Genomic DNA, 24,595 nt, shown 5'->3' on the forward strand with positions numbered 1-24,595 from the left:
AAACAGGAATTCTTAATATTTATTGTTATTTTATAAACTATGGCGCCGGATTTGGCATAGCATTGTGTACGCTGTTTATGGCCTCTAAAACTTCACTGCTAAGGGTAACGTTTATACTACCAATATTTTCTTTTAATTGCTGCATTGTAGTTGCTCCAATAATAGTACTTGTAACAAATGGCTGTTGGTTAATAAACGCTAAACTCATTTGCGCCAAAGTTAATCCGTTATCTTCAGCTATTTTTAAATAACGCTTTGTAGCCTCTGTACTTTGCTCACTACTGTAACGTGCAAAACGCGGGTGCAATGTTAAGCGGGAATTTTCGGCTGCTGTACCTTTTATATATTTACCAGAAAGCACGCCAAATGCCATTGGAGAATATGCTAATAAACCAACCTTTTCTCGCATAGCAACCTCAACCAACTCATACTCAAATAATCTATTAAGTAATGAATACGCATTTTGAATAGTTACTGGTCTTTGCAAGTTTTTATTTTTGGCCTCTTGTAAATAACGCATGGTGCCCCAAGAGTTTTCATTTGATAAACCAAACTGCCTTATTTTACCTGCTTTTACTTGGTTATTAAGTTCTTCAATAACTTCAGCAAAATTTTCGTGCCATTGTAAACTCGTTTCGTGCGGAAAATTTCTTAATCCAAATTTATTTGTATCGCGTTCTGGCCAATGTAGTTGGTATAAATCAATATAATCTGTTTGAAGTCTTTTTAGCTCTAATTCTATAGCTTCTTGAATAGATTTTGGGCTAAAACCTGTTGTTCTAATATGTGCTGTGTAATCTCCTGGGCCTGCTATTTTTGATGCTATTACTACATCATTTCTTTTTCCTGATTTTTTCACCCAAGACCCTATAATTTCACTGGTTCTACCACTGGTTTCAGCGGTTGCTGGCACCGGGTATAATTCGGCTGTATCAATAAAATTAACGCCTTGTTCTAGGGCGTAATCTATTTGCTCATGTCCTTCGGCTTCAGTATTTTGGTTTCCCCAAGTCATGGAACCTAAACATATTTTACTAACTTTTATGTTGGTATTGGGTAGTGTTGTGTATTTCATTTGAGATTGTTTGGACTAACTTAGAATTGTTAGACTTTTTAGATTTATAGCTTATTTGCTAATTAGTGTTTGTAAATATTAAAACCTTTCAGAGTTATTTTTGTTTTCTGAAAGGTTTTTATTGCGTTAGCGATTGAGGCTTTGTTGAAGCTCCCCGACGCAGGAGGGAGCGACTGCCGAAAGCGCGACACCAAATTTTTCTTTTGGTGTAACGCCCGCATTTTAATTATCGTTTAAAAGCTTTGAAAGCTCATCTAACTTAGGTGTTAAAATAACTTCAATACGTCTGTTTTTTGCTTTACCTTCGGCGGTGTCGTTAGTGGCCACTGGCGCATACTCTCCTCTACCGGCAGCTGTTAAATTTTCGGGGTTTATTTTGGCATTTTCTCTTAAAATATTAACTATTGATGTGGCGCGTTTTGTTGATAAATCCCAGTTGTTTGTTAGCACGCTGTTTCCGCCGTAAGGTACATTATCGGTATGGCCTTCAATTAAAACGGCAATGTCTGGGTTTTCGGCTAATACGCTACCTAGTTGTTGTACGGCTCTACGACCTTCAGAGCCTACTGCCCAACTTCCTGAACTGAAAAGGAGTTTATTTTCCATTGAAACGTAAACTTTTCCGTCTCTTTGTTCTACAGTTAAACCTTTGCCTTCAAAATCTGTTAATGCTCTAGAAATGGCATCTTTTAAAGCGCCCATAGCGGCATCTTTATCGGCAATAACTTTTTCTAATTCTGCAACTCTGTTTGAGCGGTCTTCAAGTTCTTTTTTAAGTTTTTCTAAACGAGCATTTTCAGCAGCTAAGGCTTGTTCTTTAGCTTCTAACTCTGCTAATAATTCTCTGTTTTTTTGTGAATTTTTGGCAATTGCAGCCGAACTATTTTTCTCTAAAGCATCATATGAGGCCTTTAATGCATCATTATTTGCTTTGGTTGCGGTATAATCTGCTTGAAGTTTATCGCGTTCAGCAACAGCTTCATCATAAGCTGTTTTAAGCTGTTTTAACTCGTTTTTTGCTTGATTTTTTTCATACAGAAGTTCTTCGTTTTCATCATAAAGCTTTCTGTTTTCTTTTTTCAAGTTATTGTATTTAGCTTCTAATTCCTTATAAACTTTTGGAGATACGCACGATGCTAAAACGGATACTGTTACAACTGATAGAACGATTTTTTTAATCATTACGCTTGGTTTTGTTTTTGTTTGTTTATTGGTTATTTATTTCTACTAAAATAGGGCAGTGATCACTGTGCACTGCTTCAGTGAGTATAACGGCTCTTTTTATATTTTCTTGTAATGGTTTTGCTACCATGGCATAATCTAACCGCCAACCTTTATTGTTGGCACGTGCATTGGCCCTGTAGCTCCACCAGCTATATTGCTGTTTTTCAGGATTTATATACCTAAAAGAATCTATAAAACCACTGTTTATAAAACTACCTATCCACTCACGTTCAACTGGTAAGAATCCTGAAACGTTTTTTAATCCTTTTGGGTTGTGAATATCAATTTCTTCGTGGCAAATATTATAATCGCCACAAATAACAAGATTTGGTAGTTCTTTTTTTAAGTTATCAATGTAGTTTTGAAACATATCCATGTACTCTAACTTATGCTCCAACCTATCAATATTTGTGCCAGAAGGTAAATATAAACTCATAATTGACACACCATCAAAATCTGCTCTAATATTTCTTCCTTCAAAATCCATAGATTCAATACCTGTACCGTATTCAACATGGTTTGGTTCTGTTTTACTTAAAATAGCAACACCGCTGTAGCCTTTTTTTTGGGCGCTAAACCAATATTGGTATTTATATCCGGCTTCATCAAAAACGCTTAAATCTAATTGTTCTTTTAATGCTTTAATTTCTTGTAAGCAAATTACGTCTGGGTTTGCTGCTTTTAACCAATCTATAAACCCTTTGTTTATTGCTGCTCTTATGCCATTTACGTTGTATGATATAATTTTCATGTCTTCAATTTGTTATTCTGAATACATTTTAGAATAACATCAATTTATTTATTAATATTTTAATAAAACCAAAACAACACTTTTACTGTATAAAGGCAAATGCCTAGTTTAACACAAAACTATTTAAGAATATGTTTTTGGTCGTTTCAGCTAAAATAAATAATACATTACTTTTACGCTATTACTTGTATATGCATTTTATACAAATCTATTAACAAAATATTTTAAGCGTATTACAGTTTAAATATCAAATGAAATATTTTTTACTAACACTTTTATTACTTATTGGCTTGTTTGGGTTTTCGCAACAACCTAAATCTAACTACAAGCGCATAAAAGTAGCGGTAACAGATAGTATTAAAATAGATAGTGTTAGTATTAACTCTAGTTGGTTTAAGGTAGAAACAAAGCATGGTGTTTTACTAGATAGCACTTTTTACGCAGTAAACTTCTCTGAAGCTTTAATAACGTTTAAAAAGCCTATTGACACTGATACTTTAGTTATAAATTACCTGAAATTTCCAGAGTTTTTAACTAAAACCTACCAGCAACTCAATGAGTCTGCTATTGTAAATAATAGTAATACCCAAACACTTTACAAGCTTACCCAACCTAATACACAAAATACGTTTACACCTTTTGATGGTTTAACAACATCAGGCAGTATTTCTAGAGGTGTAACTATTGGAAACAACCAAAACGCTGTAGTTAATAGTGAATTAGATTTACAAATTACAGGAAAGTTAAACGAAAAAGTATCACTAAGAGCATCTATACAAGATGCTAACATACCTTTACAAGAAAGCGGTTATAGCCAACGTTTAGATGAGTTTGACCAAGTGTTTATTGAGTTATTTAGTGATAGTTGGAACATAAGAGCGGGCGATATTGATTTGCAAAACAGTAATTCTACTTTTGCAAGTTTTTCTAAACGTGTACAAGGACTATCAGTAAATGCCAACATAGGAAACCAAAATACCAAAACCAACCTGTTTGCTGCTGGCGCAATAGTTCGCGGGCAATTTACCCGTAGTCAGTTTACCGCACAAGAGGGCAACCAAGGCCCTTATAAATTACAAGGACCTAACGGCGAGCTTTTTGTGCTTATTGTTTCCGGTAGTGAAACCGTTTACGTTAATGGTGTAGCTGTAAAACGTGGCGAAGACCAAGATTATATTATTGATTACAATGCTGGCGAAATTATTTTTAATGCTACGTTTCCTATTACTTCTGAAATGCGTATTACTGTTGATTATCAGTATAGCGAACGTAATTACTCACGCTTTGTAGCCTTTGGAGGTGGCCGTATTGAAAACGAAAAATTGAATATTGGTGTTTCTGTATATTCTGAAAACGATGCTAAAAACCAACCGCTACAACAAAACCTATCCGAAGAACAAGTACAAATTTTATCAGGAGCAGGCGATGATAGAACGCTTATGGTTGCGCCTTCAGAAATTGAAGAATCGGCTAACGAAAACCGTATTCTTTATAAAAAAGAACTCATTAGTGGTGTTGAGGCTTTTGTGTTTTCAAACAACCCCGATGATGTATTATACCGCGTTACATTTACACAGGTTGGTAACAATTTAGGCAGCTATGTTATAAGCAATAGCAACGCCATTAATAATATTTACGAATATGTTGGCATTGGCCAAGGCAATTATGAGCCTATTGTACAGCTTGTAGCGCCCACAAAGTTACAATTAGCTGTTATTAATGGCAGTTACAAACCTAGCAATAACACCTTAATGAATTTTGAATTGGCTGGCAGTAAAAACGATTTGAACTTGTTTTCAAATTTAGATGATAATGATAATAATGGGTTTGCTGGCCAATTTAACATTAACCACAAATTAACTAAAAACGATAGCGTTTGGAATGTGAGCGTTTTTGCAAATACAGATTATATTCAAGAAAACTTTAAAACTATTGAGCGTTTGTATAATGCAGAGTTTTCACGCGATTGGAACTTATCATCTAACAACAATACAACTATTAATGTTACGGGCAACCAAACCCTTTTGTTTTCGGGTGTGCAATTTAATCATCATAAAAAAGGCATCATAAACTACCAATTTGAACATTTAAACTTTTCAAATGGCTTTAACGGTAACAGGCATGTTACTAATGCTAATGTTACTTTAAATAAGTTATCAATAACTTCAAACAGTAGTTATTTAAAGGCAACTTCAAACATAAACACATCTACTTTTTTACGGTCATACAACACTATAAACTACAGCTTAAAAAAAGGTTGGATTGGTACAAAAATAGCTATTGAAGACAATAAACAACGTGATAGCACAAACACATTAACCGCTTTAAGCCAAAAATTCACATCATACCAAACGTATATTGGCGTTGGAGATAGCAGTAAGGTGTTTGTAGAAGTTGGCTACAAAAACAGGGTTAATGATAGTATTAGAAACAACCAATTACAAAAAGTGAACACATCGCATACCTACTACTTAAACTCTAAACTTATTCATAATAAAAACACCAACTTATCACTATATGCTAATTACCGCCATTTAAAAAATGAAGAAGTTGGCATTGAAAATGAGCAATCTATAAACTCCAGACTACAATTCAATCAAAAATTATTTAAAAATATTGTGCAATGGAACACTATTTTTGAAACCAATTCGGGCACTTTACCTCAACAAGATTTTACGTATGTTGAGGTTGAAGCTGGCCAAGGTAATTATACTTGGATAGATTATAATGAAAACGGCATACAGGAATTAGAAGAGTTTGAAACAGCACAATTTCAAGATCAAGGTAAATATATTAGAGTACTTTTACCAAACCGTATTTTTATAAAAACACACCAAAACCGTTTAAGCCAAACTTTAACTATTAACCCGCAACAGTGGCGTGTTAGTAAAAATAAATCACAACAATTTTGGTCTCATTTTTACAATCAAACCAGTTATTTAATAGATAGAAAAATTAAGCGTGAAGGTAATGCTTTTAATATTAATCCGTTTGAAAACGATACTAACAATCAATTAGGCTTGCAATTAAACTTTAGAAACGTACTATTTTTTAACCGCGGGCAACAACATTACACAACATCATATACCTATTTAAACAATCAAACCAGAAACATACTATCTGTTGGCTTTATTGAAAATAATTTAAAAAGTCACCAAATAAACTTCAACCATAAAATAACAAATAATTGGTTGTTTAGTACGCTAACCACTTTTGCTAATAATGAAAGTATAAGCCAAAACTTTTCAAGCAAAAATTATAATTTTAAAGAAGAAAGTTTAAACCCAAAATTATCGTATTTATTTAATGATAATTCTAGTTTTGATGTGTTTTATGAATACGCAAAAAAAGAAAATACTATTAGTAGTTTTGAAACGCTCAAACAGCACAAATACGGTATTTCTTTCATGTTTTCAAAAAATGTTAAAAGTGCTATAAATGGTGAATTTAATTATTTTTTAAACACATACAATGGCAATGCAAACACACCTGTAGCCTACCAAATGCTAGAAGGTTTACAACCTGGTAAAAATTTTACATGGACATTGCTTGCTCAAAAAAAACTAACTAAGTTTTTAGATTTGAATTTAAGCTACTTTGGCCGAAAAACACCCACAAGTAATACCATACACACAGGTGCTGTACAGCTAAAAGCTTATTTTTAAGTTTTCTTTAAACATTTACAGTATTTATTTTTTGTAATTTTGTAAAAGTATGAGCAAAACGGCAGCCATAGTATATTCTATTTTAATGCTTTTTCAAAGTTTAAATATAAACATTGGAGAGCTGTCTAAACTAGGTGTTTTAATAGAGCACGCTCAGTATCATCAAGAAATGTATGGCGATACGTTTTTAGAGTTTTTGTATGAACATTACGGTGAACAAGCCGTTTCAACACAAAATAATCATAAAGAACATGATGACTTACCCTTTAAAAGTCATCAACATATTTTTTGCCAAGTTAACTTTGCATGTATTTTAGTTACAAGTTTAGAGTTTTCGCTACAAAACCAAATGCATCAAAATACGCAACTAAACTTTTTTTATAAAGAGCCTATTTCTTCTTTTGAGAAACCCTCAGTTTTTCAACCACCTAAATTAGCATAATTCACCGTCTAAATACATTTACTAACAATTCAAATTCAACAATTTGAATATGTTACTTTTTAATTATTCAGCAAAATGAATTATGTTAGAAAACATTATAAAATTTAGCTTAAAAAATAAGCTATTCATATTCCTTTTTACAGGTTCAGTTATAGGTTTTGGTATATACTCACTAACCCAAATTTCAATTGGCGCCGTACCTGATATAACCAATAATCAAGTACAAATAATTACTACATCAAAAAATTTATCTACCCAAGATGTTGAACAGTTTATAACATATCCGGTAGAATTAGAAATGGCCAACTTACCGGGTGTAAAAGAAATACGTTCTGTTTCAAAATTTGGGCTATCAGTAGTTACTATTGTTTTTGAAGACAACCTTGGCACCTATTTACCAAGACAATTAATTTCAGAAAAAATAAAATCGGCTAGTGAAAAAATACCCGAAGGTTTCGGCACACCAGAAATGGGCCCAATTACAACAGGTTTAGGCGAAATTTACCAATACATTTTAGATGTAAAACCAGCATATAAAAACCAATATTCTACTACTCAACTACGCACTATTCAAGACTGGATTGTAAAGCGCCAACTTTCTGGTATTCCGGGTGTAGTAGAAGTAAACACGTGGGGCGGTTATTTAAAACAATATGAAGTTTCTTTAAATCCGCAAAAATTAAACGCCATGAATATTAGTTACATTGATATTTTTGATGCTTTAGAAAAAAATAATAGTGTTGCAGGTGGTGGTTATATTGAAAAAAACAACAAAGCTTTCTTTATTCGTGGTGAAGGCTTAGTAAACTCAAAAGCCGATATTGAAAATATTGTTGTTAAAAACAATGGCATTCCTATTTTTATAAAAGACGTTGCAAAAGTACACTTTGGAAGCGCCACACGCTTTGGTGCTATTACCGGTAATGGCGAGGGCGAAAAAGTACTTGGGCAAGTTATGATGTTAAAAGATGGCAACTCTAAAAAAGTTATTAATGCTGTAAAAAAACGCGTAGCTTCTGTACAAAAATCATTACCCCAAGGCATTTACATTAACAGTTTTTTAGAGCGTAGTGAGTTAATTGATAAAACAACCTTTACAGTTGCTGAAAACCTAATTTTAGGTTCACTTATTGTTATTTTTGTTGTTGTACTACTATTAGGAAACATAAGGTCTGGGCTTGTTGTAGCATCTGTAATTCCGTTAAGTTTATTATTTGCCATTTCGTTAATGAATATTTTTGGTATTGATGCTAACCTTATGAGCATGGGTGCTATTGATTTTGGAATTATTATAGATGGCGCTGTAATTATTGTAGAATTCATTGCTTTTAAAATAACAACACAAAGCACCTCTGCAAATGCGCTTTCTAAAAACAAACAACAACAAGTCATTGACTCTATTACTTTAAAAAGTGCTTCAAAAATGATGAATTCGGCAATTTTTGGTCAAATCATCATTCTTATAGTTTTTATACCTATTCTCTCATTAAGTAGTGTTGAAGGTAAAATGTTTAAGCCAATGGCACTAACCTTTAGTTTTGCGCTTATTGGTGCCATAATTTTCTGTTTAACATATATTCCAGTAGTTTCTTCAATATTTTTAAAACCTAGCAAACAATCTAAAAAGAACATAGCTAATAGGCTCATGAATTTTTTAAACAAACTTTATAAGCCTACCATCAATTGGTCTTTAAAAAACAAAAAAATAGTACTATCATTTGCAGGCACATTATTAGCAATAACCATATGGGTTTTTACAACCATGGGCGGTGAGTTTGTACCAACTTTAGATGAAGGTGACTTTGTAATTCAGCCAGTACTAAAAACAGGCACTTCATTAGGAAAAACTATTGAAATTACAACAAAAATAGAACAGGTGTTATTAGAAAACTTCCCTGAAGTTGTACAAGTAGTAAGCCGTATTGGTGCAGCCGAAGTACCAACAGACCCTATGAGTATGGAAGAAAGTGATGTAATTATAAAACTAAAACCTAAAAGCGAATGGGTTTCTGCTGATAGTAAAGATGAACTAGCCGATAAATTTAAAGAAGCACTTACCATAATTCCTGGAATGGAAGTAGAATTTACACAACCTATTGAAATGCGCTTTAACGAACTAATTACTGGCGTGCGTGCCGATGTAGCTGTTAAAATTTTTGGCGAAGATTTATCAGTTTTAGCTAGTAAAGCCAATGAAATTAAAACACACATTCAACATATTGAAGGTGCTTCAGATATTATAATTGAAAAGGTTGAAGGCTTGCCTCAAATGAGTGTAAACTATAACAGAAATAAAATTGCACGTTATGGTTTAAACATTGCAGAAGTAAACCAACTTATTTCAATGGGGTTTGCAGGTAAAATAGTAGGTAATGTATTTGAAGGCGAAAAACGTTTTGATATGGTGGTAAGGTTAGATGCTTACCACAGAACAAATATTGAAAACCTTCAAAATTTATATGTAGACACGCCTAGTGGTGCAAAAATTCCTTTAAGTGAGTTAGCCGAAATAAAATACACCACAGGTCCTGCTAAAATTTCTAGAGATGATACACGCAGACGTATTGTAGTTGGAATTAATGTACGAAACAGAGATTTACAATCGGTTGTTAATGATGTTAAAACCATTATTAATAAACAGGTAAAACTACCAGCAGGTTATAATATTACCTATGGCGGCCAATTTGAAAATCTTGAAAGCGCCAAAAACAGATTAATGGTAGCTGTACCTATTGTACTTGTACTCATATTCATTTTACTATATTTTGCTTTTGGCTCTATAAAAGAAGCCGTCATGGTATACACCGCTATTCCACTTTCGGCTGTTGGCGGCGTGCTCCTTTTATGGTTTAGAGGTATGCCTTTTAGTATTTCGGCAGGTGTTGGTTTTATAGCGCTTTTTGGTATAGCTGTACTTAATGGCATTATACTTATTGAGCATTTTAAAGAACTTAAAAAAATTGGTATTTCAAACATTGAAGAACGCGTAAAATGCGGAACAGCAGAACGCCTGCGCCCTGTTTTATTAACAGCATCGGCAGCTACACTTGGGTTTCTCCCCATGGCAATTTCAACCAACGCCGGTGCCGAAGTTCAGCGGCCATTAGCAACCGTAGTTATTGGCGGCTTGGTTACAGCAACTATTTTAACACTAATAGTTTTACCCGTTTTATACGCATGGTTTGAGAAAAAAACCGAATTAAAAATGAACAAAAAAATAGGTGCCTTAGTAATTATAACATTACTTTCATTACAAATACACGCACAACAAAAAAACTTAACTGTTGATGAAGCCATACATTTAGCCATTAAAAACAACGCTGCATTAAAAGCTTCCGCATTAAAAAGTAAAGAATCAAAATCATTAATTGGTAGCGCTTTTAACTTTGACAAAACATCAATTTATTACAGTTATGATGAAAATAATTTAGCCATAAACAATGAGCCTTTAAATGTTTTTGGTATTTCTCAAGAGTTTAAATTTCCAACAATTTATTTTGCTGATAAAAAAGTAAAACAAGCCGAATTTAATCTTCAACAAACAGAATACAACATAGCTTTAAAAAACCTTAAACGTAATGTTCATACTGCATATTCCAACCTTATTTATGCTAAAAACAAAGCTAAAACCTACAAGTTTTTAGATAGCCTTTACAATCAGTTTGAAAAAGCTTCACAAAGGCGTTTTGAATTAGGTGAAACTAATTATTTAGAAATGATTAGTGCTAAATCAAAACAAAAACAACTGGAAATGCTTTATAAACAAGTACAACAAGATATTGTGCTAGCCAAAGAAGATTTGAAAAAACTAGTTCAATTAGATTCTATTACAATTATTGACAATACATTACAAAAAGCAGAATTACAACCTATTTCAATTGAAAACAATATCGGCCTGTCCTTGTACAACACCGCTACTTCTTATTACAAAGCTTTAAATAATAAAGAAAAACAAAATTTACTACCAGATATAACCGCCGAATATTTTCAAGGTACCAACAGTACTTTAAACACAAATATTAAAGGATATCAATTAGGATTAAAAATTCCCATTTTCTTTAGCGGAAATGCTTCAAAAATTAAAGCAAGTAAACTAGCTATAGAAGCTGCAGAGGCTGAAAAAAAAGAGTATAAAATAAAGCTAAACACAGCATATAAATCATTATTAGCAAAACTCAAACAACATGAAGCTGCTGTAAATTATTATAATACGCAAGGTAAAAAGCTTTCTGAAGAAATTATAAAAACAGCCCAACGCTCATTTAAAGAAGGTGAAATTGACTTTTTTCAATACATACAAAGCATTGAAACTGCTACGGAAATTGAACTCACCTACCTTGAAAACCTAAATAAATACAACCTAACAATTATAGCTATAAATCATTTAATTTTATAATAATGAAACTTATATATACCTTTTTATTCGCGCTTATTCTAATAGCTTGCGAAAACACTAAAAAAAACAATAGTAATGTTTCAAATGAAAACACTCACACTAATAATTTAGTTATAACCCAACATCAATTTAACAGTAACAATATGCAATTGGGTAAATTAACTAATTATACATTTACCAAAGGCATTAAAGTAAATGGTACTATTGATGTACCTCCAAAAAATAAAGCTGTTATAAGCACTTATATGGGTGGTTATATAACAAAAACACCACTTTTAGTAGGCGATAAAGTAAAAAAAGGACAAGTTTTAGCTACCATTGAAAATCCTGATTTTATAGAATTACAGCAAGATTATTTAGAAATTTCAGAACAACTCAATTATTTAAAATCTGAATTTAATAGACAAAAAACACTTTTTGATGAAAATATTACATCACAAAAAAATTACTTAAAAGCTGAAAGCACATACAAAAGTAACTTAGCCCATTATAACGGCTTACGCAAAAAACTATTAATGCTTCATATAAATCCTTTAGGTGTTGAAAAAGGTTATATATCTTCAAGTGTCAATATATATTCTCCTATTGAGGGTTACATAACAAAGGTTAATATTAGTAACGGTATGCACGTAGCGGCTGATGATGTAATAATGGAAATTATTGATACAGATCATATTCACTTAGAACTTTCAGTGTTTGAAAAAGATATTTTGCACATTAAAAAGGGGCAAGATATACGCTTTAAAATTCCTGAAGCCTCTAATGAAACTTTTTATGCCAATGTACACCTTGTAGGTACAACCATTAATGAAAAAACTAGGGTTGTAAAAGTGCATGGGCACATTTTAAATGAAGCAAACACCAATTTTATTGTAGGTATGTTTGTTGAAGCCACAATTTTAACCACTACCACCACAAATTTAGCACTAGAAAATGACGCTATTAATGAAGATGACGAAGGTGCTTTTACTTTAGTTTTAAAAGAAAAGAAAAACAACCAATATTATTTTGAAAAAATAGCTTTAAAACTTGGTACTCAAACCGAAACTCACACAGAAATAATTAACGCAAATGAATTTGCTGATAAAGATATTTTAATAGCTGGTGGCTTTATGCTTGGAGATAATTTAGAAGGTGGTGGTCATGCACACTAATACTAGCTTTCATCAATTTTATTAAATACTGAAATTATTGTTTTTACAGCTTCAATGTAAAACGTTGGGTGAATGTTTTCAAAATCATCAGTAGGTTCATGGTAATCATCATGATCATCTACTCCAAAATATAAAAACGGAATATCTTTTTTATGAAAATTAGCATGATCTGAAGCGTACACCCAACTATCGTTTTCATCAAAACCATCGTGCCCGCTTTGAAGTTTAAAGCTATCATTTGAGACACAACAAACTGCTTGTGTAAATTGTTTATAAATGTTTGCCCCAGCTACGTGCAAAGTATTGGTATTACTTCTACTAATCATATCCATGTTAATATTTAGTAGAATTTTATGGTATGGAATATTTAAATTATTTACAAAGTAACTAGACCCTTTAAGTCCTAATTCCTCAGCATCAAAAGCTGCTAAAATAACGGAGTGTTTTGGCGGGTGCTTTTTAAAATATTCGGCAAAACTGAATAATGCACTCAAGCCCGAAGCATTATCATCAGCACCATTGTAAATTTTTCCGTTTTTAATACCTTCATGATCATAGTGAGCAGTAATTACAATATACTTGTTTGGTAGGCATGTTCCTTTAACATAGCCAATAACATTTACACCACTGTACTGTTTTTTTCCTTTGTAAAATAAAAAAGATTGCTGATATGATTTTTTAAAAGGCTTTACACCTAAAGAATGAAACTGATTAATAATATATTTTTTTGCTTTTATTGCACCGCGTGATCCTGTTTGCCTGCCTTCAAAAGCATCAGAAGATAATGCTTTTATATGCCTTAATAAATTTTCGTTATTAAAATAGGCATTCTTTTCAACTTGCGAATAGCCAGAAAGTGTAGCAAAAAAAACAGTAACAGCCAGCGATATTAGTTTAATAACAGTAAAAATTTTTAAAAACATCAAAAACAAAGTATTGTAAACAAAAAACCACACCTAATACAAGGTATGGTTTTTTTCAAAATATTTATATTTTTTTCTTAAATAGAAGCCTTAATTAGCTCTCTATTCATTCTTGCAATATTATCTAATGAAATTCCTTTAGGGCATTCAACCTCACAAGCACCTGTATTTGTACAGTTACCAAAACCTTCTAAATCCATTTGCGCTACCATATTTTTAACACGGTCTGCAGCTTCAACTTGCCCTTGTGGTAATAAAGCATATTGTGAAACTTTAGCTCCAACAAATAACATGGCAGATGAGTTTTTACATGTTGCTACACATGCACCACAGCCAATACATGTTGCGGCATCCATAGCCTCATCAGCAGCATGTTTTGAAATTGGAAGTGCATTAGCATCTTGTGTATTACCAGATGTGTTAACAGAAATATAACCACCTGCTTGTTGTATACGCTCAAAAGAGGTTCTATCAACAACTAAATCTTTAATTACAGGAAATGCAGCTGCTCTAAACGGTTCTATTGTAATAGTATCGCCATCTTTAAACATACGCATGTGCAATTGGCATGTAGTTACACCTCTATCTGGGCCATGGGCTTCTCCATTAATATACATAGAACACATACCACAAATACCTTCTCTACAATCATGATCAAAAGCAACTGGCTCTTGCCCTTCAGCAATTAATTGCTCATTCAAAACATCCATCATTTCTAAAAAAGACATATGTTCTGAAATATCATTCACCTTGTAAGTTTCCATCTTACCTTTTGATTTAGCATCTTTTTGGCGCCAAATCTTTAATGTTAAATTCATTCCTTTTCCTGACATATCTTTATTATTTATATGAACGTTGTTTTAATTCAATATCCTTAAATTCTAATTCTTCTTTATGAAGTACAGCATCGGCTGGTTCTCCTTTATATTCCCAAGCAGATACAAACGCAAAGTCTTTATCATTACGTTTTGCTTCACCTTTTTGAGGTCCAGACTCTTCAGCAGATTCTTCTCTAAAATGTCCACCACAAGACTCTTCTCTTGTTAAAGCATCTTTAGCAAATAGCTCTCCCAATTCTAAAAAGTCTGCAACGCGTCCTGCTTTTTCCAATTCAGGATTCATTTCATTAGCAGCTCCAGGTACTGATACTTCTTTCCAAAATTCTTCGCGTATGGCTTTTATTTCAACCATAGCTTCTTTTAGGCCTTGTTCGTTTCTAGACATTCCGCATTTATCCCACATCACTTTACCAAGTTTCTTATGGAAATAGTCAACAGATTTTGTTCCTTTATTATTAATAAAGAAATCTATTCTATCTTTCACTTCTTTTTCAGCAGCGTCAAATTCAGGTGTATCTGTTGGTATTTTGCCTGTTCTAATATCATCAGACAAATAATCTCCAATAGTGTAAGGCAACACAAAATACCCATCGGCTAACCCTTGCATTAGTGCTGAAGCTCCTAGCCTGTTAGCACCGTGATCTGAGAAATTGGCCTCACCAATACAATATAAACCAGGTACTGTTGTCATTAGGTTATAATCTACCCAAACACCACCCATTGTGTAGTGAACTGCTGGATAAATCATCATTGGTGTTTCGTATGGATTTTCATCTACAATTTTCTCATACATTTGGAATAAGTTTCCATACTTGGCCTCTACTATTTTTTGTCCAAGCTCATATATTTTAGCTTCTGAAGGATTTGCAATACCATGAATTTTAGCCTGCTCTTTTCCGTAACGTTGAATTGCCGAAGCAAAATCTAAATACACTGCTTCTCCTGTTGCATTTACACCGTAACCAGCATCGCAACGTTCTTTAGCTGCACGAGATGCAACATCGCGAGGTACTAAGTTACCAAATGCAGGGTAACGACGCTCTAGGTAGTAATCTCTTTCTTCTTCAGATAAATCTGTAGGTTTCTTGCGCCCTTCTCTAATAGCCAACACATCTTCCATGTTTTTAGGCACCCAAATACGGCCATCATTACGTAAAGACTCAGACATTAATGTTAGTTTAGACTGATAATCTCCTGAACGCGGAATACATGTTGGGTGAATTTGCGTATAACATGGGTTTGCAAAAAACGCTCCTTTTTTATGAATTTTCCAACCAGCCGATACGTTAGAGCCCATGGCGTTTGTTGATAAGAAAAACACATTACCATAACCACCAGAAGCTACCACAACAGCATGTCCTGAATGGCGTTCAATTTCACCAGTAATTAAGTTTCTGGAAATAATACCTCTTGCTTTACCATCAACAATCACAACATCAAGCATTTCATGACGGTTGTACATTTGAATTTTACCACGCGCTATTTGGCGGTTCATTGCCGAATATGCACCTAATAATAATTGCTGCCCAGTTTGCCCTTTAGCGTAAAACGTTCTAGAAACTAATACGCCACCAAACGAACGGTTATCTAATAACCCACCATAATCTCGTGCAAAAGGTACACCTTGTGCAACGCATTGGTCTATTATATTTGCAGACACCTCAGCTAAACGGTATACGTTGGCCTCACGCGAACGGTAATCGCCACCTTTTACGGTATCATAAAACAATCTGTATGTTGAATCGCCATCACCTTGATAATTTTTGGCGGCGTTTATACCTCCTTGTGCTGCAATTGAATGCGCACGACGCGGAGAATCTTGATAAGCAAATGCTTTTACGTTGTAGCCCAACTCTGCAAGTGTAGCAGCAGCTGAACCACCAGCTAATCCTGTTCCAACTACAATAACATCAATTGAACGTTTATTGGCTGGATTTACTAGGTTAATTTTATCTTTATAAGAAGTCCACTTATCTTTAAGAGGCCCCTTTGGTACTTTTGAATCTAAAACACTCATACTTGTATATTATTAGTGATTAAAATGGTGATAAACGGCTACAATAATGAATCCTAAAGGAATAACAATAGAATACGCCTTGCCTATGGTTTGCAATGTTTTTTTTCTACCTGCCGTAGAACCCATAGATTGGAATGCCGATGTAAAGCCGTGCATTAAATGTAATGCCAATAAAACAAAAGATAGCACATATGCCCCAACTCTTAAAGGGCTAACAAATTTTTGGGCCATTTCATGGAAATACCTAAACTCGCCATTGTGCATTCCTGTCATATCACCTTGAATATATTTAACATTCATTTCAGGAATCCAGAAATCAATAAAATGCAATACTAAAAAAGCTAGTATTACCAATCCGCTGTAAATCATGTTTGTACTCATCCAGGTAGAATTTGCTGCTCCGTTGTTTTTAACATAAGAAACACCAATTGCTTTTCGGTTTTTTAATTCTAAAACAAAGCCCATAACAAAATGAAAAACAACTCCAAAAATTAGTACAGGTTGCAAAGCAAATTGTACCAGTGGATTGGTTCCCATAAAATGAGATAATTGGTTGAACAAATCTTCACTAAAAATGGAAGTGATATTAACCGCTAAGTGAATGATAAGGAAAAACATTAGGAAGAATGCTGAAAGCGCCATGGCTATTTTCCTCCCTATTGAAGATTTTAAAAATCCGCTCATTATTTTTATAATTTAGTAGTGTTTTACAAAGGTAAATTACTAATACTTGATAGACAATAAGTAATTTGCTTATTTTCTAATTTAGAATTATTTTAAGTAATAATACTTAGTTTTTAAACTATGATATTTATCATTAAAACAAAAAAGAGATACATAGCACATCTCTTTTTATAATTTCTTCTAAAAAATATGTTTTTATTCTATAATGAGTTTTTTAGTAATAGTAGCAAAATTTGAATGAATATTAACAAAATAAACACCTGAAGAAGCCTTTAACATATTAACTTCTATTGTATGTTTATTATTTAATTTATGAGTTGATATTTTACGCCCACTTAAATCATAAATAATTGCTTTGGTTAAATTAACATGCGAATCATTGTGTATTTGAAATGTGCCTTTTGAAGGATTAGGATATAGTGATATACCCTCTTGCAATTGGTTTTCTTCAGTGCTTAATGGACAAGAAGTGTTATCAACCAAAGCTACTCTATTACAAACGCTAGATAAACTTCTGTCTTGTATAACATTAGCTGCAGTGCTGTTAATTGGATCTATAACTCTTTGGTCTTCGGAAAAAGATAATGCATAGTTCATTAAATCATTAGTATCATTTACATGCCCTAGTTGGTGCCCATGTCCTAATTCATGCAGCGCCACACTTTGAAAATCAAATTCTCCTAAATCTGGCAAACCTAAACCCGTATTCCAAGGTTCATCGGCATCAAACTCAATATCATGCCCTCTAACATACCAGTTTATAACACCCCCATCAACACAACCTGCATAATACGTGTAACAAACACCTAATGTAGGTTCATCTAACTCGCCATTATCAAAACGTATTATATTTACACCATCATCAGCAATAACATCGGTAGTGGTACTTAAACCAATAGTCCAATTTAACTGTGTATCACATATCCAGGTATCAAAAGCCCTTTGAAAAGCTGCTTTAGCACCTGAAACTTGAGCATCATTATTAAAATCTGTTTCCATGCGCCAAGTTATGTTATTATCATTGCCAGAGGAAGAAGAATGTTGTACTTGATAAGCTATTAATGGCTCTGGCCCGTTTGTTCCTGGCGGGTTGTTTTGCGTAGCATCGTCAACATCATATTCTACATTTAGCTCCGCATAACTTACAGTGATAGTTGTTTGGGGTGAAGGATCTCCAGCCGCATCTTCAACATACATATTACCAGTTCCTGCAAATGATGGTACTTCAACAGTAATTTGCGTATCATTCCAACTTAAAACCTGAGAATCTAAAGCTCTAATAAAAGTAGCGCCGCCATCATTAGCATTACTAAACCAAACAATACCTTGGGTGCTTCCAAAGTCTGATCCAGAAATTGTTAAAACATCTTTATTACCTGCGGTTACAACAGTTTTATTTAAAACCAAACTACTTGGCGCTAATAGACTATTTTTTGCAGCTTTGTTTTTTGCCAAAATAGCTTCAACATTAAAAGATTTTACTTCGGTATAAGGTTTTTTAGTGTAATTGGTAATTTCACTGTATAGAGATTTAGTTATATTCTTTTTTTTAGTTAATGTGTTTGCTGCTACATTATCTATTAAGTTATACTTATAAAACCCTTGATTTAATGCATTTGGCTTAAATTTAGTGTTATTTCCTTTTTTTGAAAACGTAGCATTGTTAGCATTTAAAATAAACATACCTACATCTCCCGTTTGTAATTTTAAACCAGGGTTTGCAACCACAGCACTTAAACCAACAACACCTCCTACAGTTACAACATCAACATATTCTGCCGCATTTCCTTTAAACACTTTATAAATTTCAACTGTATTTATTGTGTAAATTAAACTATTGCTAGCATTCCAAGTGGCGTACTTATTTATAACTTTACCCTCTACTACCAAATCACTTGTTTGTAACTGGTTTTCTAAAGAGGCTTTTTTTATGTGAGTTTGCGCCTCTAATTTCTTACATATAATGATTGTAAAAAACAAAATCCCCAAAAGAAGTTTCTTACTTATATTTTTCATAACAACTTAATTAATTATAAATCAAATATTTAAAATAGCTGCAAATATAACCAATAATTATTCTACTTTTTCTTTTTACTTTTACATAATTAAAAACTTAATATGTATTTAACATGAAATATTCACCTATAAATAGCAACCTTTTTGTTAAAAACCGTAAAAACTTTGCTTCAAAAATGAAAGCCAATAGTTTAGCCGTTTTTAATTCAAATGATATATACCCAATAAGTGCAGACAGCACACTTCCTTTTCAGCAACACAGAGATATTTTTTATTTAAGTGGCGTTGACCAAGAAGAAAGTATTTTAGTTATTTTTCCTGATTGCCCTAAAGAAAAACACAGAGAAATTCTTTTTCTTAAAGAAACCAATGACCACATTGCCGTTTGGGAAGGCGAAAAACTAACTAAAGAAAAAGCTTTTGAAGTTAGTGGCATTAAAACTGTTTATTGGCTACAAGACATGGAACGTGTTATGTTTGAAATTATGACACAGTGCGACACCGTTTACATTAACACCAATGAGCATTACCGCGCCAATGTTGAAGTTGAAACCCGCGAAGACAGATATACTAAATGGCTAAAGCAAAAATACCCAGCGCATAGTGTTGCCAAAAGTGCACCAATATTACAACGTTTACGCTCTGTTAAAGACAGCATTGAAATAGATTTAATACAACACGCTTGTAACATTACTGAAAAAGGATTTAAACGTATTTTAAACTTTGTAAAACCAGGTGTTTGGGAATATGAAATTGAAGCAGAATATATTCATGAGTTTATTAAAAACAAATCTAAAGGGTTTGCTTACACACCAATAGTTGCCAGCGGAAACAATGCCAATGTATTACACTACATTGAAAACAACAAACAATGTAAAGCAGGCGATTTACTTTTAATGGATGTTGGCGCTGAATATGCCAACTACTCTAGTGACATGACACGAACAATTCCTGTTTCTGGTAAATTTTCTGAAAGACAAAAAGCCGTTTACAACGCCGTTTTAAGAGTAAAAAACGAAGCCACAAAAATGTTAGTTCCGGGAACACTTTGGGAACAATACCACATTGAAATTGGTAAAATAATGACTTCAGAATTACTTAGTCTAGGATTACTTGACAAAGCCGATGTACAAAACGAAAACCCTGATTGGCCTACTTATAAAAAATACTTTATGCACGGTACTAGCCACCACATGGGACTAGACACCCATGATTATGGTATTTTAACAGAACCTATGCAAGAAAACATGGTGTTTACTGTAGAACCCGCAATTTATAATCCTGCGGAAGGTTTTGGCATTAGAATTGAAGATGATGTAGTTATTCAAAAAAGCGGAGCGCCAATAAACTTAATGAAAAACATACCTATTGAAGCTGATGAAATTGAAGATTTAATGAATCAATAAATTATAAAAAGCAAAAGAGGGATTTTTAAAAAATCCCTCTTTCTATTTTGCAAAAACTGTGTTTAACATTTATGTTTTTTAAATGGCGACTAACTCAAATAAATATGCATTTAGTTTTTGCAAGGTTTCTACTTTATTTTTAGTATCAATTAACAACGAAATATTATTTCGGCTTCCGCCATAAGAAATCATTCTAATTTTTACATCTTGCAAAATTTGAAATAACTTAAAGGTATCTTGGTGGTCTGCAATTGAATGCCCTACCAAACATACAATACTTTGGTTTTTATCAATTTCAATAGATGCAAAAGTTTCTAATTCTGCTATAATTTTATCTAAATTTCTATCATCATCAATAGTTAAAGACACCGCAACTTCTGATGTTGTAATCATGTCTATTGATGTTTCATAAGTTTCAAATATTTCAAACACTTTTCTTAAAAAACCATGTGCTAAAAGCATTCTTCCAGACTTAATTCTAATAGCAGTAATATTATCTTTTGCAGCCACAGCTTTAATACCGTTTTCTACATGATTTCCACTAATTAAAGTACCAAAAGCAGCAGGATCCATAGTGTTTTTCAATCGTACAGGTATACCATCTTCTCGTACTGGTAAAACGGTTTGTGGGTGTAATATTTTAGCACCAAAATAGGCCAACTCCGCAGCTTCATCAAAAGATAAGTTAGAAATTGGTTTTGTGCCTTCAACAAATCTAGGATCGTTGTTATGCATGCCATCAATATCAGTCCAAATTTGTACTTCTTCAGCTTTAATAGCTGCTCCAATTATAGTAGCTGTATAATCACTACCGCCACGTTGTAGGTTAGATACTTGGCCTTCGTCATTTAAACAAATAAAACCTTGCGTAATATAAATATTGGCAGCTGGTGTATTGTTCATTACACTTTGCAAAGCTTCATTTATAGCTTCAATAGCAGGTTCTTTTACAGCGTTAGTTTTCATAAACTGTAAGGCTGGCAATAATTGAGCATTTACACCTTCTTGTTGTAAAAATTTAGTAAACATAAAAGTTGAAAGTAGCTCACCTTGTGCAAGAATTTCGTTTTCTAAGGTTTTAGTAAACGAATTTTCAACACATAACCTTAAGAAATCAAAACGCTCTTTAACATAAGCTTCAACATCACTTTTAAAGGTTTTTTCTATTATTAATTCATTTACAACATCAACATATTTTGCGTGTAAATTATTAATTTCTGAAATGGCTTCTGCCCCATTTGATGCAGCTAATTTATCTGCTATACTCACTAATACATTGGTAGTGCCAGACATAGCAGATAACACTACTATTTTCTTCTCACCATCAGTAATTATAGATTTTACATTATTCATGTTTTTAACCGAACCAACTGATGTACCACCAAACTTTAAAACTTTCATATTTATAATATTATAAATTACAATAGATGCATCATCTATTTATTTCATTTTCATTATTTTGAAGTACAAAACTAAAATAGAAACCCGCTAAAAACTTATTTTTATAAAAAAATGTTTACTTTTACACAAATTGTTAAATAATTAACATGAAAACTGTATCAAACTGTGTTGAAGATATTTTAATTACACAACCTTATTTAGAAGAAGCTTTATCTAGAAATATAATTAATTACAGCGCCTTAGCTGTAGAGTTAACTGAACCCATAAGCAAAATGCTTAAAAAGGATGTAAAACCGGGTGCTATAATGATGGCTTTAAGACGTTACAGCCCACCGCCAGCATTAAGTAATTCGGTTAAAATGAAACGTGTAATTAAAAACTTGGGCGATATTACTGTACGCTCAAATTTAACCGATTTTACAGTAAAAAACTCTGACACTTTAATTGATAACCACTCAAAAATTTTAGAACGTATTAATGCAGAAAACAAGCTTTTTTATACGTTTACAAGAGGTATTCATGAAAGTAACATTATAATTTCAAGTAGTTTAAAAGATTTTGTAGAAACCAATCTTAACAACGAAACCTTTTTAGCTGTACAAAGCGGCTTGTCTGCCATTAGTATCAACCTACCGCAAGACAACTCTAAAATTGCCGGTTTGTATTATCATTTTTTCAAACGTTTAGCTTGGGAAGGCATTGTACTTTATGAGGTACTATCAACCACAAACGAGTTTACCATTTTGGTAGAAGATGAATACGTAGACAAAGCATTTGCCGCCATAAAAAGGGTGAAAACTTAATTTTTTCTTTTACTATTTTACAACTGCTTTAGGTATTTCAATATTTTTACTAAACATTTCCCACAATTTGAAGCCACCAGCAACATTTGAAATATTACTAATACCGTTATTTCTTAAAATTAATTCAGCTAAATAACCCCTTAAACCTTTTTGACAAAACACAACAACTTTTTTATTAGCACCTTTTATTTCTTCAACATTATTCCTTAACAAGTCTAATGAATAATTTATGGCTCCAGGAATAGTTCCTTTTTGAAATTCCATTGGTGTTCTAGCATCAATTAACAAAAATTTTTGCTTACTATTTATAAGTGTTTGTAAATCTTCAACCGAAATCTGCACACTTTTTTTATTTAAAATATTTTCAGCTATATATCCAGATACAACAATGGGATCTTTTGCCGGTGAAAATGGTGGTGCATACGCCAAATCTAACTGTGCCAAATCTGTGATTTTTAATTTTGCATAAATAGCAGTACTTAAAACATCTATACGCTTATCAACTCCTACTTCTCCAAATAATTCTGCACCATATATTTCTTCTGTTGTTGGATTATAATAAATCTCTGTAATTAAATCTTTTTGCCCAGGATAATACCCTGGCGTTGAACCCGCAACAGATAAAACAGTTTTAAACGGCATTCCTTTTTGAACTAAAGTTGTAGCATTCATTCCTGTTCTGGCTAGTGTATAATCAAACACCTTAACTATAGCTGTTTTGTAGGCTCCTTTAAATGACAAATTACACCCAACAGCATTAGCACCGGCAGTTCTTCCTCCTTTATTAGAGTGTGTTCCTAAAGGAAAGTAATTATAATTATTTGTTTGTAAATTTCTTATAGAAACATTATCTCCTGCAGCATAAACATCTTTTATAGAGGTTTCCATGGCAGTGTTTACTTTTAAAGCCCCATTTTTAATAGCCTCTGCTCCTTCATCAATTAATAAATTGGTGTTCGGCTTAATTCCTGCACTTAGTATTACAAAATCTGTTTCAATTGTTTTTCCATCATTTGTAGAGACAGATAAAATCTTGCCTTCTTTATTAATATTAAATCTTGTTACCAAAGTGTTAGTAAAAACTTCAACACCTTCAGACTCTAAAATATTTGCTGCAAAATCTCCAAATTTCTTTTGCCACATATTTAATACATGCGTAGACCCTTCTATTAAAGTTACTTTTTTACCAACATGTTTTAAATTTTCTGCAACTTCAACACCAATTAATCCTGCCCCTATAACTGTTATATGTTCTGAAGAAGTGGTAAGTCCTTCTTTAGTTATTTTATCAAAATCTGGCATAGATCTACAACTAGACCAATTATTTGCTAATTTTATATTTTCAATTGGAGGCACAATAGATCTGGCGCCAGTGGCAAAAATTAAAACATCATATTGGTAACTTCTTAAATTAGAATATACCGTTTTGCTTTTAGTATCTATTCTAACAATCTCTTCATTTAAATGTACATCTATATTAAATCTAGTTTCAAGTAGTTCTGGCTTTACAACCATTAATCTATCTCTTGTTTCAATTATTCCAGAAAAAGCATAAGGCATTCCACAAGTAGCATAACTAATATTCGCCCCTTTTTCAAACAAAATAATATTTGCTTGTTCATTTTCGCGTCTGGCTTTTGCAGCTGCCGATGGTCCTGCAGATAAGCCTCCAATTACTATAATTTTTTTCATCTAAAACTTAATTTATATTCAAATTTCAATGAAACTTTTAAAGTAGAATGTAATATTTGTCACTTAAACGATTTCGTACTTACATTAAACTATTTTAATTAACTACC

16 protein-coding genes are annotated in these 24,595 nt (G+C 32.8%); 6 read left to right on the top strand and 10 right to left on the bottom strand.

Annotation, left to right across the window (positions count from 1 at the left end; genetic code table 11):
- Positions 1-37: 37 nt before the first annotated feature.
- The 3 genes from ACYX4H_RS04220 to ACYX4H_RS04230 all read right to left on the bottom strand — a co-directional run bounded on the left by ACYX4H_RS04220 (position 38) and on the right by ACYX4H_RS04230 (position 3,050).
- Complete coding sequence (locus ACYX4H_RS04220) at positions 38-1,075, bottom strand: aldo/keto reductase (protein WP_476237962.1); 1,038 nt, start codon at positions 1,073-1,075, stop codon at positions 38-40.
- 222 nt (positions 1,076-1,297) lie between these two features.
- Positions 1,298-2,257 (bottom strand): OmpA family protein, encoded by a 960-nt coding sequence (locus tag ACYX4H_RS04225; protein ID WP_476237963.1) that lies wholly within the window; start codon positions 2,255-2,257, stop codon positions 1,298-1,300.
- Positions 2,258-2,282: 25 nt separating this feature from the next.
- Positions 2,283-3,050, bottom strand: coding sequence for an exodeoxyribonuclease III (locus ACYX4H_RS04230; RefSeq protein WP_476237964.1), 768 nt, complete (start codon positions 3,048-3,050; stop codon positions 2,283-2,285).
- 251 nt (positions 3,051-3,301) lie between these two features.
- On the opposite strand from ACYX4H_RS04230, the gene ACYX4H_RS04235 reads away from it, so the two are divergent.
- The 4 genes from ACYX4H_RS04235 to ACYX4H_RS04250 all read left to right on the top strand — a co-directional run bounded on the left by ACYX4H_RS04235 (position 3,302) and on the right by ACYX4H_RS04250 (position 12,707).
- Positions 3,302-6,715: a hypothetical protein gene (locus ACYX4H_RS04235; RefSeq protein WP_476237965.1), complete on the top strand. Its 3,414-nt coding sequence runs from the start codon at positions 3,302-3,304 to the stop codon at positions 6,713-6,715.
- Positions 6,716-6,764: 49 nt separating this feature from the next.
- The gene (locus ACYX4H_RS04240; protein ID WP_476237967.1) at positions 6,765-7,157 is read left to right on the top strand and encodes a hypothetical protein; all 393 of its coding nucleotides are present in this window, start codon (positions 6,765-6,767) and stop codon (positions 7,155-7,157) included.
- A gap of 82 nt (positions 7,158-7,239) precedes the next feature.
- Positions 7,240-11,553, top strand: coding sequence for a CusA/CzcA family heavy metal efflux RND transporter (locus ACYX4H_RS04245; protein WP_476237969.1), 4,314 nt, complete (start codon positions 7,240-7,242; stop codon positions 11,551-11,553).
- A 2-nt stretch (positions 11,554-11,555) separates the two neighbouring features.
- Positions 11,556-12,707, top strand: a complete 1,152-nt coding sequence (locus ACYX4H_RS04250) for an efflux RND transporter periplasmic adaptor subunit (RefSeq protein ID WP_476237970.1) — start codon at positions 11,556-11,558, stop codon at positions 12,705-12,707.
- Between the two features lie 2 nt (positions 12,708-12,709).
- On the opposite strand, the gene ACYX4H_RS04255 is transcribed toward ACYX4H_RS04250, so the two are convergent.
- From ACYX4H_RS04255 to ACYX4H_RS04275, 5 genes are all read right to left on the bottom strand, one after another.
- Complete coding sequence (locus tag ACYX4H_RS04255) at positions 12,710-13,630, bottom strand: M28 family peptidase (RefSeq protein WP_476238630.1); 921 nt, start codon at positions 13,628-13,630, stop codon at positions 12,710-12,712.
- Between the two features lie 77 nt (positions 13,631-13,707).
- A complete protein-coding gene (locus ACYX4H_RS04260; protein ID WP_475296940.1) occupies positions 13,708-14,448 on the bottom strand; it encodes a succinate dehydrogenase/fumarate reductase iron-sulfur subunit in 741 nt (246 codons plus the stop codon).
- A 22-nt stretch (positions 14,449-14,470) separates the two neighbouring features.
- Entirely contained in the window at positions 14,471-16,486 is a 2,016-nt protein-coding gene (locus ACYX4H_RS04265; RefSeq protein WP_476237971.1) for a fumarate reductase/succinate dehydrogenase flavoprotein subunit, read from the bottom strand.
- A 12-nt stretch (positions 16,487-16,498) separates the two neighbouring features.
- Complete coding sequence (locus ACYX4H_RS04270) at positions 16,499-17,170, bottom strand: succinate dehydrogenase cytochrome b subunit (RefSeq protein WP_476237972.1); 672 nt, start codon at positions 17,168-17,170, stop codon at positions 16,499-16,501.
- 195 nt (positions 17,171-17,365) lie between these two features.
- Positions 17,366-19,186: a T9SS type A sorting domain-containing protein gene (locus ACYX4H_RS04275; protein WP_476237973.1), complete on the bottom strand. Its 1,821-nt coding sequence runs from the start codon at positions 19,184-19,186 to the stop codon at positions 17,366-17,368.
- 113 nt (positions 19,187-19,299) lie between these two features.
- Here ACYX4H_RS04275 and ACYX4H_RS04280 point away from each other — a divergent pair, with 113 nt between their 5' ends.
- A complete protein-coding gene (locus tag ACYX4H_RS04280) occupies positions 19,300-20,592 on the top strand; it encodes an aminopeptidase P family protein (RefSeq protein WP_476237974.1) in 1,293 nt (430 codons plus the stop codon).
- 78 nt (positions 20,593-20,670) lie between these two features.
- Here ACYX4H_RS04280 and ACYX4H_RS04285 read toward each other — a convergent pair whose 3' ends face one another.
- Complete coding sequence (locus ACYX4H_RS04285) at positions 20,671-21,993, bottom strand: aspartate kinase (RefSeq protein ID WP_476237975.1); 1,323 nt, start codon at positions 21,991-21,993, stop codon at positions 20,671-20,673.
- Positions 21,994-22,139: 146 nt separating this feature from the next.
- Between ACYX4H_RS04285 and ACYX4H_RS04290 the strand changes: the two genes are divergently transcribed.
- Complete coding sequence (locus tag ACYX4H_RS04290; RefSeq protein ID WP_475296882.1) at positions 22,140-22,796, top strand: hypothetical protein; 657 nt, start codon at positions 22,140-22,142, stop codon at positions 22,794-22,796.
- A gap of 12 nt (positions 22,797-22,808) precedes the next feature.
- On the opposite strand, the gene ACYX4H_RS04295 is transcribed toward ACYX4H_RS04290, so the two are convergent.
- Positions 22,809-24,488: an FAD-dependent oxidoreductase gene (locus ACYX4H_RS04295; RefSeq protein WP_476237976.1), complete on the bottom strand. Its 1,680-nt coding sequence runs from the start codon at positions 24,486-24,488 to the stop codon at positions 22,809-22,811.
- Positions 24,489-24,595 lie beyond the last annotated feature (107 nt).

This window comes from Seonamhaeicola sp. ABD4_340 (assembly GCF_056312135.1).

Bases quoted from the DNA above. Each gene is read 5' to 3' on its own strand.
- ACYX4H_RS04220 (WP_476237962.1), bottom strand. From the start codon at position 1,075: ATGAAATACACAACACTACCCAATACCAACATAAAAGTTAGTAAAATA.
- ACYX4H_RS04225 (WP_476237963.1), bottom strand. From the start codon at position 2,257: ATGATTAAAAAAATCGTTCTATCAGTTGTAACAGTATCCGTTTTAGCA.
- ACYX4H_RS04230 (WP_476237964.1), bottom strand. From the start codon at position 3,050: ATGAAAATTATATCATACAACGTAAATGGCATAAGAGCAGCAATAAAC.
- ACYX4H_RS04235 (WP_476237965.1), top strand. From the start codon at position 3,302: ATGAAATATTTTTTACTAACACTTTTATTACTTATTGGCTTGTTTGGG.
- ACYX4H_RS04240 (WP_476237967.1), top strand. From the start codon at position 6,765: ATGAGCAAAACGGCAGCCATAGTATATTCTATTTTAATGCTTTTTCAA.
- ACYX4H_RS04245 (WP_476237969.1), top strand. From the start codon at position 7,240: ATGTTAGAAAACATTATAAAATTTAGCTTAAAAAATAAGCTATTCATA.
- ACYX4H_RS04250 (WP_476237970.1), top strand. From the start codon at position 11,556: ATGAAACTTATATATACCTTTTTATTCGCGCTTATTCTAATAGCTTGC.
- ACYX4H_RS04255 (WP_476238630.1), bottom strand. From the start codon at position 13,630: ATGTTTTTAAAAATTTTTACTGTTATTAAACTAATATCGCTGGCTGTT.
- ACYX4H_RS04260 (WP_475296940.1), bottom strand. From the start codon at position 14,448: ATGAATTTAACATTAAAGATTTGGCGCCAAAAAGATGCTAAATCAAAA.
- ACYX4H_RS04265 (WP_476237971.1), bottom strand. From the start codon at position 16,486: ATGAGTGTTTTAGATTCAAAAGTACCAAAGGGGCCTCTTAAAGATAAG.
- ACYX4H_RS04270 (WP_476237972.1), bottom strand. From the start codon at position 17,170: ATGAGCGGATTTTTAAAATCTTCAATAGGGAGGAAAATAGCCATGGCG.
- ACYX4H_RS04275 (WP_476237973.1), bottom strand. From the start codon at position 19,186: ATGAAAAATATAAGTAAGAAACTTCTTTTGGGGATTTTGTTTTTTACA.
- ACYX4H_RS04280 (WP_476237974.1), top strand. From the start codon at position 19,300: ATGAAATATTCACCTATAAATAGCAACCTTTTTGTTAAAAACCGTAAA.
- ACYX4H_RS04285 (WP_476237975.1), bottom strand. From the start codon at position 21,993: ATGAAAGTTTTAAAGTTTGGTGGTACATCAGTTGGTTCGGTTAAAAAC.
- ACYX4H_RS04290 (WP_475296882.1), top strand. From the start codon at position 22,140: ATGAAAACTGTATCAAACTGTGTTGAAGATATTTTAATTACACAACCT.
- ACYX4H_RS04295 (WP_476237976.1), bottom strand. From the start codon at position 24,488: ATGAAAAAAATTATAGTAATTGGAGGCTTATCTGCAGGACCATCGGCA.